General features: G+C 37.3%; 17 protein-coding genes and 1 riboswitch. Of the genes, 6 read left to right on the top strand and 11 right to left on the bottom strand.

Features of this window, described 5'->3' with window-relative positions:
* Nucleotides 1–22 precede the first annotated feature (22 nt).
* Nucleotides 23–508: an SRPBCC family protein gene (locus JFV29_RS21920; protein WP_201186348.1), complete on the top strand. Its 486-nt coding sequence runs from the start codon at nucleotides 23–25 to the stop codon at nucleotides 506–508.
* 44 nt (nucleotides 509–552) lie between these two features.
* Complete coding sequence (locus tag JFV29_RS21915) at nucleotides 553–894, top strand: DUF6176 family protein (RefSeq protein WP_201188004.1); 342 nt, start codon at nucleotides 553–555, stop codon at nucleotides 892–894.
* 308 nt (nucleotides 895–1202) lie between these two features.
* Here JFV29_RS21915 and JFV29_RS21910 read toward each other — a convergent pair whose 3' ends face one another.
* Nucleotides 1203–1595 carry a winged helix-turn-helix transcriptional regulator gene (locus JFV29_RS21910; RefSeq protein WP_057214669.1) on the bottom strand — a complete coding sequence of 131 codons (393 nt, stop codon included), beginning with the start codon at nucleotides 1593–1595 and terminating at the stop codon, nucleotides 1203–1205.
* Nucleotides 1596–1741: 146 nt separating this feature from the next.
* Between JFV29_RS21910 and JFV29_RS21905 the strand changes: the two genes are divergently transcribed.
* The 3 genes from JFV29_RS21905 to JFV29_RS21895 all read left to right on the top strand — a co-directional run bounded on the left by JFV29_RS21905 (nucleotide 1742) and on the right by JFV29_RS21895 (nucleotide 4182).
* Nucleotides 1742–2260 (top strand): DJ-1/PfpI family protein, encoded by a 519-nt coding sequence (locus JFV29_RS21905; RefSeq protein ID WP_056521661.1) that lies wholly within the window; start codon nucleotides 1742–1744, stop codon nucleotides 2258–2260.
* A 45-nt stretch (nucleotides 2261–2305) separates the two neighbouring features.
* On the top strand, nucleotides 2306–2464 hold the full coding sequence (locus JFV29_RS21900) for a hypothetical protein (RefSeq protein ID WP_201186346.1): 159 nt from the start codon (nucleotides 2306–2308) through the stop codon (nucleotides 2462–2464).
* Between the two features lie 362 nt (nucleotides 2465–2826).
* Nucleotides 2827–4182, top strand: coding sequence for an arsenic transporter (locus JFV29_RS21895; protein ID WP_201186343.1), 1356 nt, complete (start codon nucleotides 2827–2829; stop codon nucleotides 4180–4182).
* A gap of 236 nt (nucleotides 4183–4418) precedes the next feature.
* Here the strand turns inward: JFV29_RS21895 and JFV29_RS21890 are convergent, their stop codons facing one another.
* Together JFV29_RS21890 and JFV29_RS21885 are read right to left on the bottom strand one after the other, a co-directional pair.
* Nucleotides 4419–4712: a HesB/IscA family protein gene (locus tag JFV29_RS21890; RefSeq protein WP_201186341.1), complete on the bottom strand. Its 294-nt coding sequence runs from the start codon at nucleotides 4710–4712 to the stop codon at nucleotides 4419–4421.
* A 218-nt stretch (nucleotides 4713–4930) separates the two neighbouring features.
* Entirely contained in the window at nucleotides 4931–6322 is a 1392-nt protein-coding gene (locus JFV29_RS21885; protein WP_201186340.1) for a YcdB/YcdC domain-containing protein, read from the bottom strand.
* A 430-nt stretch (nucleotides 6323–6752) separates the two neighbouring features.
* Here JFV29_RS21885 and JFV29_RS21880 point away from each other — a divergent pair, with 430 nt between their 5' ends.
* The gene (locus JFV29_RS21880; protein WP_201186338.1) at nucleotides 6753–7955 is read left to right on the top strand and encodes a C40 family peptidase; all 1203 of its coding nucleotides are present in this window, start codon (nucleotides 6753–6755) and stop codon (nucleotides 7953–7955) included.
* Between the two features lie 82 nt (nucleotides 7956–8037).
* On the opposite strand, the gene JFV29_RS21875 is transcribed toward JFV29_RS21880, so the two are convergent.
* From JFV29_RS21875 to JFV29_RS31485, 8 genes are all read right to left on the bottom strand, one after another.
* On the bottom strand, nucleotides 8038–8673 hold the full coding sequence (locus JFV29_RS21875) for a poly-gamma-glutamate hydrolase family protein (RefSeq protein WP_201186336.1): 636 nt from the start codon (nucleotides 8671–8673) through the stop codon (nucleotides 8038–8040).
* Between the two features lie 78 nt (nucleotides 8674–8751).
* Nucleotides 8752–8916, bottom strand: a complete 165-nt coding sequence (locus JFV29_RS30730; protein WP_342366596.1) for a CapE family protein — start codon at nucleotides 8914–8916, stop codon at nucleotides 8752–8754.
* 54 nt (nucleotides 8917–8970) lie between these two features.
* Nucleotides 8971–10557: a gamma-glutamyltransferase family protein gene (locus tag JFV29_RS21870; protein ID WP_342366580.1), complete on the bottom strand. Its 1587-nt coding sequence runs from the start codon at nucleotides 10555–10557 to the stop codon at nucleotides 8971–8973.
* 81 nt (nucleotides 10558–10638) lie between these two features.
* The gene (locus JFV29_RS21865) at nucleotides 10639–11934 is read right to left on the bottom strand and encodes a CapA family protein (protein ID WP_201186334.1); all 1296 of its coding nucleotides are present in this window, start codon (nucleotides 11932–11934) and stop codon (nucleotides 10639–10641) included.
* A gap of 10 nt (nucleotides 11935–11944) precedes the next feature.
* Nucleotides 11945–12394: a poly-gamma-glutamate biosynthesis protein PgsC gene (pgsC, locus tag JFV29_RS21860; protein ID WP_053347415.1), complete on the bottom strand. Its 450-nt coding sequence runs from the start codon at nucleotides 12392–12394 to the stop codon at nucleotides 11945–11947.
* A gap of 15 nt (nucleotides 12395–12409) precedes the next feature.
* Nucleotides 12410–13591, bottom strand: a complete 1182-nt coding sequence (pgsB, locus tag JFV29_RS21855) for a poly-gamma-glutamate synthase PgsB (RefSeq protein WP_201186332.1) — start codon at nucleotides 13589–13591, stop codon at nucleotides 12410–12412.
* 792 nt (nucleotides 13592–14383) lie between these two features.
* A complete protein-coding gene (locus tag JFV29_RS21850) occupies nucleotides 14384–14599 on the bottom strand; it encodes a hypothetical protein (protein WP_201186330.1) in 216 nt (71 codons plus the stop codon).
* 515 nt (nucleotides 14600–15114) lie between these two features.
* The gene (locus JFV29_RS31485) at nucleotides 15115–16794 is read right to left on the bottom strand and encodes a methyl-accepting chemotaxis protein (RefSeq protein ID WP_201186328.1); all 1680 of its coding nucleotides are present in this window, start codon (nucleotides 16792–16794) and stop codon (nucleotides 15115–15117) included.
* 197 nt (nucleotides 16795–16991) lie between these two features.
* Nucleotides 16992–17034, top strand: a riboswitch (PreQ1 riboswitch).
* Nucleotides 17035–17091: the final 57 nt, after the last annotated feature.

Below are 17091 nucleotides of genomic sequence, written 5' to 3'. Positions count from 1 at the left end.
TTTGAATGAGGAGGAATTACATATGCTAGCAGTAATAGAAAAAGTTGAAGGTGGAAATATCGCTCGCTTTGAACGTCTACTAAAGCATTCAGTAGAACAGGTCTGGGCTGTTTTAACAGAAAATGATAAGTTGGAAAAATGGATGTCGAATCTTGAAATTGCGGAACTTCGTAAAGAAGGGACCATAAAATTTAATATGAATGATGGGACTGGCTCATCTATTGATATGAAGATAAGAGACTTCCAAAAACATTCCGTCCTAGAATTCGAATGGGGTGACGGTTGGGTTCGTTTCGAGTTATCCCCTAAAACTGAGGGTTGTTTATTAGTATTAAAAGAATCTATCCGCACAATAAGTGACCATACATCAAAAGATTTGGCTGGATGGCATGTATGCCTCGATATGCTGAGTACATTATTGAATGGTCATTATATGGACTTTCCTAAGGATGAATGGGAAAAATGGCATGAGAAGTATATTATCGTAGTCAATCAGATTGAAGGATAAAAAGAATGTGATATCGAATTTGAAGTCATTCCCACAGTTGAAAAATATATGTAAGGGGAGAGGGTAAGGTTAAGCCTGGGAAAACGGCGGTTGTTGACCAATGGATGAAGCTATTAAATGATAATATGAGTAGTGTTTTATTAACACTTAATGATGAAAAAATGTATGTAGAGACTATTTTTCGAGAAGAGATTGAAGGGATTGAATATCTTTATTGGTACTCTGTCCAAGGTGATGGTGGTATCGAGGTTCAAGATTCGAATCACGAAATTGATAAGAAGCACTTAGAATACTGGGAAGAATGTATAGATAATGAATGTCGACCTGTTGATTTAAAAACCGAAGTGATAATGATACAGGAAAGTGTTCTTTCTACGATGAAGTAGACAGAGCTTTTATTAGAAGCGGCTTTTTAGAAGTCGTAGTTCAGAAAAGGAAATATCTCCAGGGAGGATTCTATGTAGGAGAAATAGTATGTGCAGTCCACTCAGTCCTCTAAATACCAAAGTGAAAGAGATTTTCTCCATTTTAAAGTCTTCTAGCTCTACATATTATTTATTTTTTAATAAAATTTAGTTTATTTATAATCACTTTATTCACTTGCTTGCTTTCGGAAATATCCAATTTCATAGTGTTAAAAAAAGACCGACACATATCTCATTGTCGGTCTAATTTATGTAATTAAACGTACGCATTAATTGTTCTTATCATTTTCAGAATGCATTTCTTGTTTGATTTCATTCATTCTGTTTTTTCCCCACTCATACATCATTTCAACAATTGGCAGTAAAGTCATTCCAAGTTCAGTCATGGAATATTCAACTTTTGGAGGAACTTCAGGATAAACTTCTCGGTGAACAACACCATCTTCTATAAGTTCACGCAATTGATTCGTTAAGATTTTATGAGATATTTTTGGGAAAAGTCTTTGTAAGTCACTGAATCGGTGTGTGCCTTCTACACCTAAATGCCATAAAATAACGATTTTCCATTTGCCGCTGAAAATTGATAAAGTAAGTTCTTTTTCGCAATTATAATAGCCATTTAAGATTTTTTCTTTGATTTCATCTCTTAATGTTTCTGACATGGATATTTAGCTCCTTTTTTATTTTACCAGTAACTTTTAGGTAACCTCCGCACATAAAAGTGCGTTCTTCACAACGTCTATAACCAGCGCTAAAATATGAGTAGTCAGACAGACAATCTATTTCAATTATAAGGAGGAAGACATATATGAGTAAAAAAGCATTACTTATTATACCACCAGAACGTTTTAATGAAGATGAATTATTTCAACCAAAAGAAGTGTTAGAAAATGCAGGCGTTACAGTAACGATTGCAAGTACAAAGACAGGTGAGATTACTGGTGACTATCAAGGTAAGGCAAATGCTGAAGTGATCTTTTCTGACGTTTCAGCTAGTGATTTTGATGCTATAGCTGTAATTGGAGGATCTGGTACGAACGATCATCTATGGGGCAATCAAGAATTACAAAGCTACTTGAAACAAGCTCATGAGCAAAAGGTTCTTGTCACAGGAATTTGTGCAGGATCTGTAACTGTGGCTAAAACAGGTTTACTTTCTGGACGAAAAGCAGCATGTTACCCAGTTGATGTCCAAATTGACGAATTGAAAGCTAATCATGTTGAATATGTTGAACAACATGTTGTTGCACATGATGATATTATCACAGGTGACGGCCCAGATGGAGCTAAAGAATTTGGTGAAAGCTTAGCTGCAGCATTACGCTAAATCTTTGCTTACAACGTAAATCGTATTATTCCCCATGTGAAACCCTTGGATTCTATAGAATTCAAGGGTTTTTCCATTAGGGGTAAGAATGATAGAGAAATAACAGCTGTATCTCAGCAAACAACTGCTTCATCTGAAGAGATTACATCGTCGATGGAGGAACAAGCCGCTACAACCATTGAACTTGCTCAATATACGAATTAGCTTGCACAATTAATAAATGACTTAGAGCATATGTTGGGAGAATTTTAGATAAAGAAATAGGTTAAGCAGATGGCCATATAGGGTTTGAAAAGGGGAAACCACTATAGTGGTTTCTCCTTTTTCAAACCGGAATAGTGGAAGCTATAGATCTTATTAGAAGATATGTGAAATGTAGTAGGTACCTAACCATGATTCAAAGGTCTAGACTTCTCTCTTTAGTGGACATTTTTACTAGAAGGACAAAGGTACAATTTAGAAGAAGTGGTTTACTATCTTGTGCTTTTTTAATAAGGGGGAATATATATATAGGAGTCGGACAAGTAGGGTTCCAATGGCTCAAGGCCCGAAAAGGGGAGAAGAACATGCATATCGAAATTGGAATGACTATTTTTGTGTTCGCCATGACAATGATAGTCATATTATGGAGGCCAGGAGGTATAAATGAAGCTTGGCCAGCTTCAATCGGTGCAGGTATTATTTTACTAACTGGCATAGTATCACGTGGAGATATTTTGGATATTATCAATAAAATCGGGGGCGCATCGATCACCATCATGGCAACGATTGTCATGGCTGTCATACTAGAAAGTTTTGGCTTTTTTCATTGGGCGGCTGCAAAACTTGCTACCCTTGCTAGAGGTTCAGGATATCGCCTATATTGGTACATTCAATTATTATGTTTTTTAATGACCCTGTTATTTAATAACGATGGTAGCATCATGATTACGACACCCATATTGATATTGCTTCTGAAAAATCTTAGACTGAAACCGCATGAAGCCATTCCATATCTTTTGAGCGGAGCACTGATTGCAACTGCTTCTAGCGCTCCTATTGGGGTTAGTAACATTGTCAATTTAATAGCATTGCAAATTGTGCATATGACACTTTATATGCATACAGCCATGATGTTTGTTCCTGCAACATTGGGTTTAATCTTTATGTCATGGTTGATGTTCGTAGTGGTAAAGAAAAAATTGCCCGAAAAGTTGCCAGATCTGTCTTATGACATTGAGGATAGTTTTTTTACTAAGAATTTCCATCCTTTAAAGGGAAAAATGTCGGTTAAAACAAAACGTCAACGTACTAAATTTATGTTAAAGGTATTGCTCTATGTCTTTGTGGTGCGCTGTTTACTCTTTGTTGCTTCGTATCTTTCCATACCAATTGAATTGGTTGCTGTACTTGGGTCTTTATCTTTACTGGTGTGGAGATGGTATCATTTGCGAACCAATCCTGTTGATATCTTAAAAAAGACACCATGGCATATTCTGATATTTGCATTCTCTATGTATGTCATTATTTATGGCCTCCATAATGTAGGACTTACAGCAATACTCGTGCAAATATGTGAACCAATTGTAAACCAGGGGTTATTAAGTGCGAGTTTTGTCATGGGAGGATTAGTTTCGATTCTATCAAACATTTTTAATAATCATCCAGCCTTAATGATTGGTACCATTACCTTAACAGAAATGGGACTTGATCCAATCACGTTAAAAACGATCTATCTCGCGAATATAATTGGGAGTGACATGGGCTCATTGTTATTACCTATTGGTACGCTTGCCTCCCTTATCTGGATGCATATCTTGAAACAAAATAAAATGAAAATAAAATGGAAAGATTATTTAAAGGTATCCCTAATAGTCATACCTTTAACTACCGTGGTGACGCTGCTTTTATTATACTATTGGGTGCAAATGGTATTTAGCTGATAATACCCTAGGAGGAGATAGTAATTAGTGTTGAGGGCGAATTACTAGGTGAACAGATTGATGCTCAACTCTCAGGAAGTAAATCTTATAGAGGAATTCTTACTGATCTGAGTTCAGATATTCTTGTGTTATTTAATGGACAACAGTTTCTGTTACATGTGTTTAGATTTAAGCAGGGTACTGACATAGATATTGAGAAAAGGGGGAAGCTGCAAATGTGGTTCCCCTTTTTTCTTCTAATAGATTAATGGTGAAACTAACGGATTAGGGTTATTTATCAAAAAACCATCGCCTTCATAATCAATTTCTGTTTGTTCCGTAAAACGGGCATCTGATGGATCGATTAAAATTTTAATACCATGTAAAACTAGTTCTTCTTCTTGTTCTGTTTTAAATCTTGTCAAACTTAATGAATAGTTCATCTGGTTACAACATGCTCTACTTACACCAAATCTCAAAAATGTTTCCTCTTCCATACTTTGCTGCATGCCTTTAATTATTTCCTGGGCTTTAACTGTTATTGTTATCAAGATGTTCACTCCAATACATTAGGCTCACTTTATCATGATAAACATTACAATCGATACCATTTACTCTTTACTCAACCGATTTTTAGAACCTCTTAAAAAATTTGAATTTTTGAGGATATAATCCATGACAATAGTTCAATAAGTGGTATGCATTTTTTACTCCTTTGAAATCTTTAAATAAATGCGATAGTAGTGATTTCTTTAGATAAGGAATGACTCTAATGTAACTTCGACCATATGATTTCACCAGTCTGTGCATCAATGTATGATATTCTCCTAGAGGATTGTTTATAGACAAGTTCATAATATTCATCGCTTTTCTCTTTGTAGTTATTATCCCAGAGTAGTTCTAGCTCGAAAGCCGAAATGAATCGTTTCCTGGCCTGTTCAGGGGAAATTGCAGGCAGCGTTTGGATTTGCGACAGGGTAACTGGATCAAGATCAGGTCCGAAGAAGGAACCAATGTTACCGGTTGTTTCATTAACTGATAGATAAGCGAGCCCAAAAGGTATTCCTTCATATATCAGCGTAAAGTGAAAAGCGACCTTATGATTCTCTGTATCCGATATAACCTCATTAATATAAAAGTAACGGTTAGCATAAGGATATAGCTTGTAAAGAAATTGACTGGCGATTTTTTTACATTCTGTGATGGATAAGGACAGGGGGCCTCTCGTGTCTTCAAAATTGGCAAACGATGATACCATGCCAGTTTCTTTGTTTGTCTTGATTTTGAAGGCCTGGTCATTCTGAGTAATGAAATAGCTGTCTACACTTAAATCTTGAACTTTTGGCGGTTCTCCCTGTCTCCAAACCGTAACAAGTTCATCACCTAAATCGACTTCCCGTACTTTCGTATAGGCATCGAGGTCAAAACCGATAGCTTTATTAATATCCGGTAATGGCATTTCCTGTTGAGGAAGCGGCAATAATAATGAGTCCTCTTCATTTTCATCCTCTTGTTCATCCCTTTTCATTACAGATGAAGGGTCGGCAGGGTGGCTATAAAAGGGGAGAACCGGTTCATATACTAGACGAGGCAAGTCTTTGCCGTTTTCATGGACTTCCGAGTTAATCATAGCAATAGAAAGCTTCATATCGAGATCTTTCAGGCATTTTTCCATCACTAGCTCTTTAGCAAGAAGGTTTTCTGGCACGGTGATTTCTTTTGCAGCTCCATAATAATGGAAGTGGATAACCTCGCCGTCTAGAGCAGTTTCCACGAAAAATCCAGTGCGAGGAAGCGGTAAATTTAATTGCTGCTGAACATATGTAAATTGCATAGATTTCTTATCATTGTTCACGCTTATTTTTTCCAGGATAAAATTATCCAGTGCTTCGGGATAGTAGACCATGACATATTGTAAGGCTCTTTCATGAAGTGATTTTTCCGCTAATACCACTTTAGATACAGACTCCTTATCAAGATGAAAATCTAGCAGATTGCCGAATACATCCAGCTCTACGATTATCTCCTTAGATCCGCAAGCTGATTTCCAGGCGAACATCAATGTCCCACTTTTTTTATGAAAATCTTCAATTTCTAATGTATATCCACTATGTACCTTCCCTATTTCGATAGCCTTTTGTTTTAATGAATTTTTGTTCAACTAAATCCCTCCCCATTAAATTATATCCGTTTTCCATAAGAAGTGTTCTGATAAGGTAAGAGAAGGGGTCTCTTGAATTTCAGAAGAAGAGGCTCCTTTTTTATGTTTAATTAAAATCTTAGAATGGGAATTTTATCGACTAGATGTTGATTTATTATCATGTGATATGAGTATAAAAAACTATTAATGGTGTGGGAATTTGTTAAAAAACTAAACAAATATATATTTGTTGATAACAGGATAAAAGGCATAGGCTAATTACCGATATTATAAAAGAGGATGAGTATAAAGTGTAATGTTGAATAAGGTATTGAGATAAAAGTTATATATATACCTGATTTATTTTAAAAAAACATCTTTATAATCAAGTGTTTTGACTAGATGACTGCATGTTTTAATAAATATTTCTGGTTATAAAGGAAGGGTTAAAATGGGTAAAAGAACATTAGGAAGTATTTTGCTTTTAGCACTAGCCATGTTTAGTTTTACTTTTTCCCCTGGTGTAAAAGTTGAAGCGGCTGATCGAGTTCATTCTGTATCCTCTCAAGACACGGTAGAATCGATTGCATTGACTTATGATATATCGACGGAACAATTAATGAAGACGAATGGTTTACCGGATACTAAGTTATATGAGGGGCAGAATTTACGAATCATTAAAACGGTTTATACTCCTACAAACTATCAATGGGCGGAGAGAGGAAAGAAAATTGCAAACTATGCGAGAACTTTTACAGGATTTAAAAAAACAGCTGGAGAAGAGACGCCTAAAAAAGGGTTTGACTCTAGCGGATTGATTCATTGGGTACTCTCCCAACAAAATGTGCCCATCGACCGTTTGACAGTAGAAGGTTATTATAAGCAAGGAATGGATACAGATACACCTAAGGTTGGAGATATTATATTTTTTCTAGAAAGAGGCAGTTCAAAAGTCGTGACCGCTGGTATCTATTTAGGGAAAGATCAATTTGTCAATTCTGGATATGGAGCAGAAACAGTTCAGGTGAGATCGACCACAGAAGAATATTTTGCAAAATACCAAGCCGTGTATAAAACGTATACACCTAAGGGAGAGCATATCGTCCAAAATGGGGAAACACTTAATAGCATATCGGTTAATTACGGTATTTCGATTAAGACAATCAAAAAGCGTAACGCTTTACCAACTGATAGCTTGATGCAGGGGCAGTATCTTCAAGTATACAGCAATACTTTGTATCCGTTTTATGAAAATCAAGAGGCTTCCTATGATAAAGCTTATGATGTCATTAAGTATGCCTACACTCTACGTGGATTTAACTATGTTTTCGGAGAAGATGATCCGATGATTGGAATGGATTGCAGCGGTTTCATCTATTGGGTCATGAAGGAGCAGGGCCTTTCAGTAAAACGCGGTTCAGCAGAGGACTACTTTTCCTTGTTGCCGAAAATCGAAAATCCAAAGGCAGGGGATTTAGTGTTTTTTAGGGATACGGGCACAAGACTAGGCGTGACCCACGTAGGTATATATCTAGGGGATGGCCGTTTTATCAATACAACAGAAAACGCTGGCGTTCATATATCCAATCTTGAGTCAGTTTATTTTGCCGAGAAGTTCGAAAGCTTTGGTCAAGTCGACAACCTTATGAACTAATGATATATACGAGTGATCACAAGACTAACTTAGATGTTTCTGGGTAGTCTTTTTTTGAATTAATTTTACATTATAAAAAATGTTATGAATAAAAGTTTTGTTTATAACTTATAGTCGCCTTTTCTAATGCGTTGACAAATCGGTCGAAAAGTTCCGATTGGTTTTTCCTGTTTTTTCTGGTGAAGTTATCTTCTTTGAAAAATTTTTTTCGTAGTTTAGTCGAGAGCTCTAATTGAACGCCTTCCCCAGTTTTACTTAAATTTGTGAGGTTCCTTTCACCCATGCCTGAAAGGTGCCTAGGTGCGTCATCCGTTTGAAATCCGGCTTGATTTAGGGAATGTTCAATCAAGCTCTTGTAGGCTTCATCTCTCCCGCCAATATAGATTAGCGCATTATGAATGTCATAATGACCATGGATGGAGAGATTGGTCATTGCGTTAGATGCTATTCTAACACCGATTGGTTCATCGAATAAGTTGGATGTTATATGGAGGATTTGGTTATTTCTTTGTTTCAGACCTTCAAATAGATAGGTGCTAGCATTCATTTTTTCTCCAAGAGCTACAGCAATTTCGCTTGTGCCTGGTTCGATATTTCCTCCATGTATGGCTAGGACTGCTATATCAGGATTTCTGTAATAAGCGGTGATGCTGTAATCAATTTTTTCTTGTTCTTTCTGTTGCAGTTCAGCAAAATTTGTATAGCTATTTTTCAGCATGATTTCCACTCCCAATTTGTAGATTATTACCCCTTGAAATCAAAAATAAAAAAAGCAGGGGAGAAATCCCGGCTTTTTTTATTCTTGGATATTAGTATATTGTTCTATTTTCTTTTGCTCATCCGGTGTTAATGTTTCCGACCGTTTAAACGTATTCATGGTTACAAGCAGGCCTGCTATAAGAATAACAGGGATAACCCAGCCTGCTACTTTTTTACAATATTCATATTCTCGTCCCCTTATAGATCTTTAAAAATTTATATGTTTAAAGATGAACTGGTACGCCGGATGCTCTTTTTATTGCTGTGCTTTCCAGCTACCATTTCTTCTTTGATCTCCAGCTCCGGATAACCGGCCGTTCTTCTCGTTTTTAACTAGAACTTGAACTCCGCCATAATACATGGGGGAAACCTTTTGAACGACGTTATACCCTGAATCTTCTAATGATGAGATTATTTCATTTGAAAGCCGAGATTCCGTATAGATGGTCTTTCCATCAAAGACAAACCGATAGCGGTCAATAATATCCTGAAATGAGCCTTCATTCTGTGTATATGAATAAAGGACTTGCATCAGTACTTGAGGTATTCTGTCACCACCGGGTGAACCGATTCCAATCGTTTCTTCCCCTTGTTTTTTGAGAACCGTCGGTGCTGTAAAGGTTCTTGACCGTTTATACGCATCTTGAGAATTCAAACCGGATCGGAAATTTTTCAATTGATCGTTAAGGAAGAAACCATTCGTATAATCACCTGAACCGAAGAAGTTACTGAGCGTATTTGTTGCAGAAACGACAGTACCATATTTGTCCATAATCACAAAGTGAGTCGTACTTTCATGTTCTTCGGAATCTCCAGACTCTATATTTTTCCATTCTCCCTCTTGGATCTTATTTTTCAGGTTGCTTAGGTGAATGGGGGATAGTAGTTGTTCAGCCTTAGAGGCACTGATTCCATCCCCAGTATGAGTAACTCGGTCTTGATAGGCAGTGTTTGTGATGGCCCCTAGCTCCTTCATGTAATCTGATTTGCCGGAAGAATCACCAAGGTTTGTTTTCTCAGCAAGCATTAACATTTCAAGAACTGTAATTCCAGAAAAGGGAGGAGGGGCTGACAAAATGTCATACCCAGCAAATGTTCCTTGAACCGGCTCCCGTTCTTTCACCTCATAGTGCTTTAAATCCATCAAGTCGATGTCTGTTTTTCTTTTTATATCGCGTGCGATGTCCTGTTTATAAAAACCGTCAGGGCCTTTCTGCTGTATCAGTTTCAATGTTTCAGCAAGCTTTTCTTGAGTAAGAGTTTTGCCTGGTTTAATGGCATCACCATCAGGATAAAATATTTGGGTCTCTTCAGAAGAAACCCTTGATTGGGATGCGATTAAGCGTGATGTTAACATTTCATTGACTGTAAATCCTTCTTCAGCCAGGTCAATCGCCGGCTGAAGAAGATCTTCCATCGGTACGCTTCCATACTTATCGTGAACAACCTGCATGCCGGCTACTAAGCCAGGAATACCCGTATTGTGTTTTGAACTTGGGTCTTCAGGTGACGTTTCACGATAATCGATAAAATTGGGATCTTCGGATTCGGGTACAATCAGCATACCACCGCCGCCACCAATTCCTGATCCATAAGGTTCAGTTACACCTAATACATAAGATACGGCAATCGCGGCATCTGCAGCTGTTCCGCCGTTATCCAAAATCTCCATTCCAACATCTATTGCGATAGGGCTGGAAGAACTAACTCCATACGGTTGATTGGCTGACTTACTGTCTATCGGTTTATTCGTGTCAGAAAGAGGGGATGGCTCCGAACATCCTGCTAAATATATAAGCAAACATAGGGAAAGAAGTACTTTCCTCGTCATACGATTAATCACTAATTGATCCCCTCTTTTCGGTGAGCATCTAAGTTGTGCGTCTCTAATAAGATTCTTATTCACGTGTTTGTTTATAGTTATTTACTGTATTGGTTGGATATCTTGTTGTACAGCAGTTTTCTCTGCTTGCGCTGCTTTCTTTTCTTGTTCAGCTTTTTTTTGTTGTGCAGCTTTCTTTTCTTGCGCTGCTTTTTCTTCTTGTTCACGTTGTGTCTTATGGTCGATTACCTTCTTATGATTCATGGTAATCTCAATATGATTCTCTTTTTTAGACCATTGAACTTTTTCACTAGTTTCCTTCGTCAACTGACGGTAAACTCGTGATTGGTCAATCGAAGAGGTAGCTGGTCTTGGTGTTGCTTCCTCAATTTGGAGGGGAACGACATCAATGGTAGCTTGTCCGTCTTCTGCTAAATGGTATTGAACCATGGCTGAATCTTTTGTGCGTGTCCAACCTTGGTCAAATACAAAGTTTCCTAAACTATAAAAGATAATTCCGTCATTATATACATCAAACGATTGAAGGACATGGGGGTGATGACCGATGATAACGTCCGCACCAGCATCAATGACTGCTTTAGCCAATTCTGTTTGACGTGATGTAGCAGATGTAGAGTATTCTTGTCCCCAGTGCATATTTACCACAACTAAGTCTGCGTTTCCTTGCTTAGCATCTCTAGCTTTACCAATCATTTCAAATAATAAATCCGGATTAGAGTTTAATAAACCAGCTTGATTATTTTTGGATACTGCATCCTTGCCATAGACATCGGTGAAGCCAAGAGTGGCCACACGTACGCCATTAACATCTGAATAATTGATACTTGCTTTAGCATCTGTAGTATTTGATCCAACACCGACGTAATCCATATCCACACTTTTGAATTCATCAATTGTATCAAGCAGGCCTTGTTCTTCAAAGTCCATCATATGGTTGTTGGCTAAGGTCATTACAGAGAAGCCAGCATTTTTTACAGCTTCTACACCACTTTGATATGAGTTTAATCGAATCGCTGTGTCTGCTTCTTTGTATTTAGATACATCTTCTTTTAAAGCAGGGTGTTCATAGTTTCCGCTAACATAATCTGAAGCAGTAAAATAGGGCTTCATGTAACGGAAGAGGTAATCATACCCGTGTTTATCTGTCACTTTTTCAACATATCGTCCCATCATCACATCACCGACCATTGTCATCGTTAATGTTTGATCCGATTTTGAAGCGACTGTGTTCACTTCTTCAGCCCGTCCCATCCAAGTGGTAATGACTAATGCTATTAGTAAAATAGGGAGAATGATTCCAGCATACTTAAGATTCTTTGTCTTCGTATGTTTAATAAAGATAAGTGTTTTTTCTTTTGCATTTAAAGTTCGTTTCATTTTATGCACCTCAGAATAGGTAGTACACGTTCATTAAGCCGAAAGTTAAACCGGATAATAGAAGTGTGCTGCCAAGTGTTAATGGCATTCCTTGTCTTTGAATGGTATTCGCTATTAAACCTGGTACGATTATACCGATTCCTCGAAACTCGAAAATTTCAAATGGCATGACAGGGTAGACGAAATCTAATAGGAGCTTTAAACAAATTCCGGTTACCATCATAGCTGCAAATTTTCTTCTTCCATATAAAATCACCCATCTTGAAAGGCCGTGAGTGACGATTAAATAAGTTACTACACTAATGATCAAGATGACCAGCATGATTTCCCATTGATCAAATACTAACGCCAAATAACCTGGCACAATAAGTCCTGCGGGTACGACACCCGTTTTTTCTGAAAAAATAAGGCTAAGCGTTACCCCTAGTACTAGGGCTACATATAAATCCGATCCAAACATTAAGGTTCCTCCTACTTAACTCGCTTTTTGCTTCGTTTTAGATTTCATAAATGCTTCAATTAATGGTTCTGCTGCACCATGAATGTTACCGACACCGTATACGATTCGGTTTTTCATTAATGGGCGGAGACGGGCTACGATTTCTTCAGTTGACCAGTTTTCTAAATCCCAATACTCTTTTGTATCTAATTTACCTTGCTCAAATACCCGGGTTATCGGTGATGTAGTTTCACCAATGGCAATGACGATTTCAGATTTAATGTAAGGCAATACATCTCTTGCAAACTGCTCTGTACGGTCCACACGGTCAGCACGGCAGTTCATTATGACGATAGGAGCTTCTGTGCTGTATCCAAAGGTACTTACACGTTCCCAGATGTTTAACGTCGACGAAGCGTCATTTGCGGCAAAGCCATTTACAAAGAACGTTGGCTGAATTGGGTCTCCGAATTTAGTGATACGCATGGCACCTGGATCCGGATGTGCATTTAACATGCCACGGAAAGCCGTTTTTTCATCAATGCCCAATGCTTCTGCAACGGCCAAAGCAAGGGATGCGTTATCCGGGAATACCATATAGTCGAATTCGCGTAAAAAGTCTTCCGAAATTCTTGAATTATCAGCAACAATTACTTTCGAATTACGTTTCTTTGCAATTTGTTTGAAAAATTCCAAATATTCACTTTCGATGGTTATTAAATGCCCATTATAGGGAATAGTTGCTGTAAAGGCTTGTGCAACCTCATCCAATGTTGGTCCCATGACATCCATATGATCCTCTAGTACATTTACGATAACTCCGATGTTGGCTTGAATCATTTTATTTTGGAAGATTAGTTGATAGTCAGGCTGTACAGCCATACATTCACAAACTAGTGCTTCTGTTCCTAAATCGGCAACTTCTTTAACTACACGGCGTTGCTCTCCAATATTCGGTCCCTCTGGACGGCGTTTAATCGGTTTTTCTTTGTCCGTAAACCAATAGATCATTCTTGCTGATGTTCCGGTTGTTTTACCTACTGTTTTGTACTTAGCTTCCTGAATCACACCTGTAATTAGACGCGTTACAGTCGATTTCCCTCGAATCCCATTCACATTCACACGTACCGGGATGGAGTCGAGACGCTTCTGATGGCGTTTTTGTTCGAAAATGCCATAGCCAAGCAAAAAGATCGCACAAATAAATATTGGTGCCATTTTTTAACCTCTCTTTTTTTCAAATATTTGAATTACTGAATACACACTACATGATTTTAAACTTAAGAAGCAAGGGTCAAAAATTCTATCGCAATATAGTTATTATTGTATTTTACAAATAAATGTATATATAAGTGTAATAGTATCTAAATGATTAAATGTTTTATGAGACCAAAGATATGGGTGGAAATCCAGTAAAACCTTGGTTTATTTACACTAAAATATGGAAAGTGTAAATAAATACTCATTTTGAATAGCATAAAAATAGTTTCGTGAGTATTTGAACCCAATTCTTAATGGCTATATTTGTATAATTAATTGTTTCTGAAAGTGAGGTTTATTACAGTTTAATAATTGTTTATACCCATTTATTTGACTTCTACGTAACAATAATCATGCATTTGTCATTCTATGTAAGAGATTGCATCTATCGACTCAAATAGTTGTACTCTTTTGAATATGAACAAAGATGAGTAAAAGAACACCCCTCTTTTTTTTATGATTTTCGGTTTTTTAGATGAGAAATACCCATGGGGCTATAGTGTGACTTCTTTCTTTGAAATGAAATAAACTAAATTCAAGCAAATTTTTTTGGAAAAATGCCTAGTTTCTTCTATTAATATAGTGTAAATAGAAGAATGAAAAGAAAAAAAGCTCAGAAGGATATCTGAGCTTTCCGTTTGTATTTTTTAGAATAATAGAATGGGTAAGAAATCTCCGCTAGTTATGGAGTATTCGTAATTTGTGGGAAAGGAGCCACGACGAAAGTAGCTGATTCTGGATTAATTAAGGTTAACTGGATTTCTTTCTGTCAGAAATCTCAGGATTGGAGTCCTTTTTACCACCATCAATAACATAAAGCTTAGGAGCTAATCTCGCTTTTTTTCCTTGTTTTTCAGAATTCATCTTCATATAATTTTCGTATTCTTTGCGAAAGAACTCGTCCGTTTCTCGTTCTAGGGCTTTCCGTTCGTTAAACTCTGCTATGAATTTGAAAAAACGTTTCATATGAATTCCTCCTTTTGGGGTTAAAAAAGTCTTAGTTTAATAGTAACATAGGTTTGGTGAAACTTAGCCCTTTTTTACAATAATGGAGAGAAAAGTACGTTTTATTAGTTATTTGGTTGTGTTTTATTCACTCTTGAAAGAATAATACTAAAGAACCTTCTTGAGAAGAAGTTCCTATGCAATTGGTTGAAATGGATGCTTGGATCATGAGCGTTTGATACTGGAACTTGCCAGTAAGTAGGTGAAGTGGAAGTAGATGATACTATTAATTTTAGTGGTAAAAAAATATTCCTGTAGTTATATATATTATACACTAAATATTCTGAAAATAAATCAAAATGTTTTTTGATACGTGCCTGAATCCATTTGTTTTTTATTAATGTGTCTAGTAATATATTCCCCAAATTAACGAAAACGAAACACATTCTATAAAAGAGACATTAGGGAAATAGAAGGTGGGAAAAGAAAAGAAAAAAAGCAATTTCCCGCGTGCAACACGCAGGAAATTGCTAGTATCATAATTGGAACTTTTTAACCTGGTCAGTTAGCTGCTCAGCAGCAGAGGCGAGCTCACGGGCATGATTAGTGATTTCATCCATCGAAGAGCTGGATTGCTGGGCGGAGGCGGAGACTTGTTCAATACCTGCCGCAGACTCTTCAGACACGGCTGCGATGTCTTCGATAGCTTGATTGATTTTTATACTATTGGTAGTGATATAGTTTAAGTCATTTGTAATATGCTGTACTTTTGTACCCATGTTCCCGACTGAATTATTAATTGTTTCAAATGTTTGGCCGGTGAGGGTAATCTGTCTCGTACCTGCATCTACCTGTGTGTATCCATCTTCTAAAGAGTGGACGACGGTTTTTGAACCAGTTTGGATAGCTGTGACAATATTTGTGATATCCCCAACTGAATGTGTGACCTCTTCTGCGAGTTTTCGTACTTCTTCTGCAACGACGGCGAAGCCCTTTCCATGTTCGCCGGCTCGTGCAGCTTCTATAGCCGCATTTAAGGCCAATAAATTGGTTTGATTGGAAATATCCTTGATGACCTGTACAAGCTGTGAGATTTCCTTTGATTGTGAGTCAAGTCCTTTCACTTGTTCGACAGCATTTTTGACAATCTCATCAATCATTTTCATTTGTTGGACCGAGTTACGCATTAATATGATTCCTTCCTTGGTCAAGGATAGAATCTCGGTGGAGCTTTGGGAAACTTCTTCCCCGCAAGAATAGGCCTGCTGGATCTTTCTGGTGAACTCTTCCATCATATGGACCATATCAGCTGCTCGGTGGGCTTGAGACTCTGAACCTTCCGATAGCTCGAACATGGTAGTCGCAATCTGTCTGCTGCCTTGTTGGACCTCATTTGCTGATTGAGTTAAGTCTTCGCTTTGGTTCGAAACGGATTCAGATACAACTAGCATTTTTTCGATAGTATCACTAAGGTTTTTCTGCATCTGGTTGGAGGACAGAGTTAATTCTCCAATTTCATCATTTGATTTTTGCTCTAAAGGTTCATGGTTCAGCTCACCTTTCGCCACTACTTTCATTCTGTCCCTAATTTTAAGGAGAGGTTTTGTAATAATATTGGCTGTTACAAGCGCAAGCAGAAGGCCTATGATGACAGCGGCAATGGATATAATGATACTAGTCGTTTTAACTGATTCTCCACTTGCGATGACGATTTCTCCGGAAGCGACAATTGATTTCTCGCGTTCGGAAGCTAGCTCCCTAAACCCATCCATCAATTCATTGCTTATTGGTGCAACTTCATCCTTTAGTATTTCTTTAGCGCGTTCTTCATTTCCTTGATCATATTGTGTAAATACGCGGTCAATAATAATCGTTCTCCAATCCACGCTTTTCTGAATCAATTCCTTCATTTTGTCAGAATCACTTAGGGATAAAAGATCCTCCTGAATGACTTTGCTTTCTTCGGTATATTTTAAGAACCTCTCTTTATTACTTTCGTCGCCAAATAGAATATAGCCTCTCGCGAGTGCGCTTCTTTGTGCAAGATTATTGAGTAGTTGTTCTTCATCAATAAGAACCGGTAATTCATGTTTAATAATATCTTTGGAATGCACAAGTGACTTATTGCTACTATAGATATTAAATGCTCCTAAGATGATACACAAAGATATAATGAGTGAAAATGCCACCAATATCTTTCCTTTAATACTTCTCACGTTAATGGACCCCTTTTGCTATATTTTTTGTTTACCCTTTTTTATCGGAAAAATAATAGGATATTTAAGGAGGTAAGGGAAGATATGTTGTATAACAAACTTTATCATTCGGTCTTATAATCAGTTTGATATAAACTTCTTGATTTCTTTTCATATTCAAGTTACTATTAATTTGGAAAATTATAATATTCCGCTAGGCGGAAGAGGTTCTAGCTACCCTCTCAAAAAAACTAAGGAGAAACAGTACTCTATTCTTAGGGTGCTGTTTTTTTCCGTAAAAAGGAGTTTTATAGAAAT

The sequence above is a fragment of the Peribacillus sp. TH16 genome (genome assembly GCF_016651095.1).
Taxonomy (GTDB): domain Bacteria; phylum Bacillota; class Bacilli; order Bacillales; family DSM-1321; genus Peribacillus; species Peribacillus butanolivorans.
This window is presented reverse-complemented; position numbering and strand designations above follow the sequence as displayed.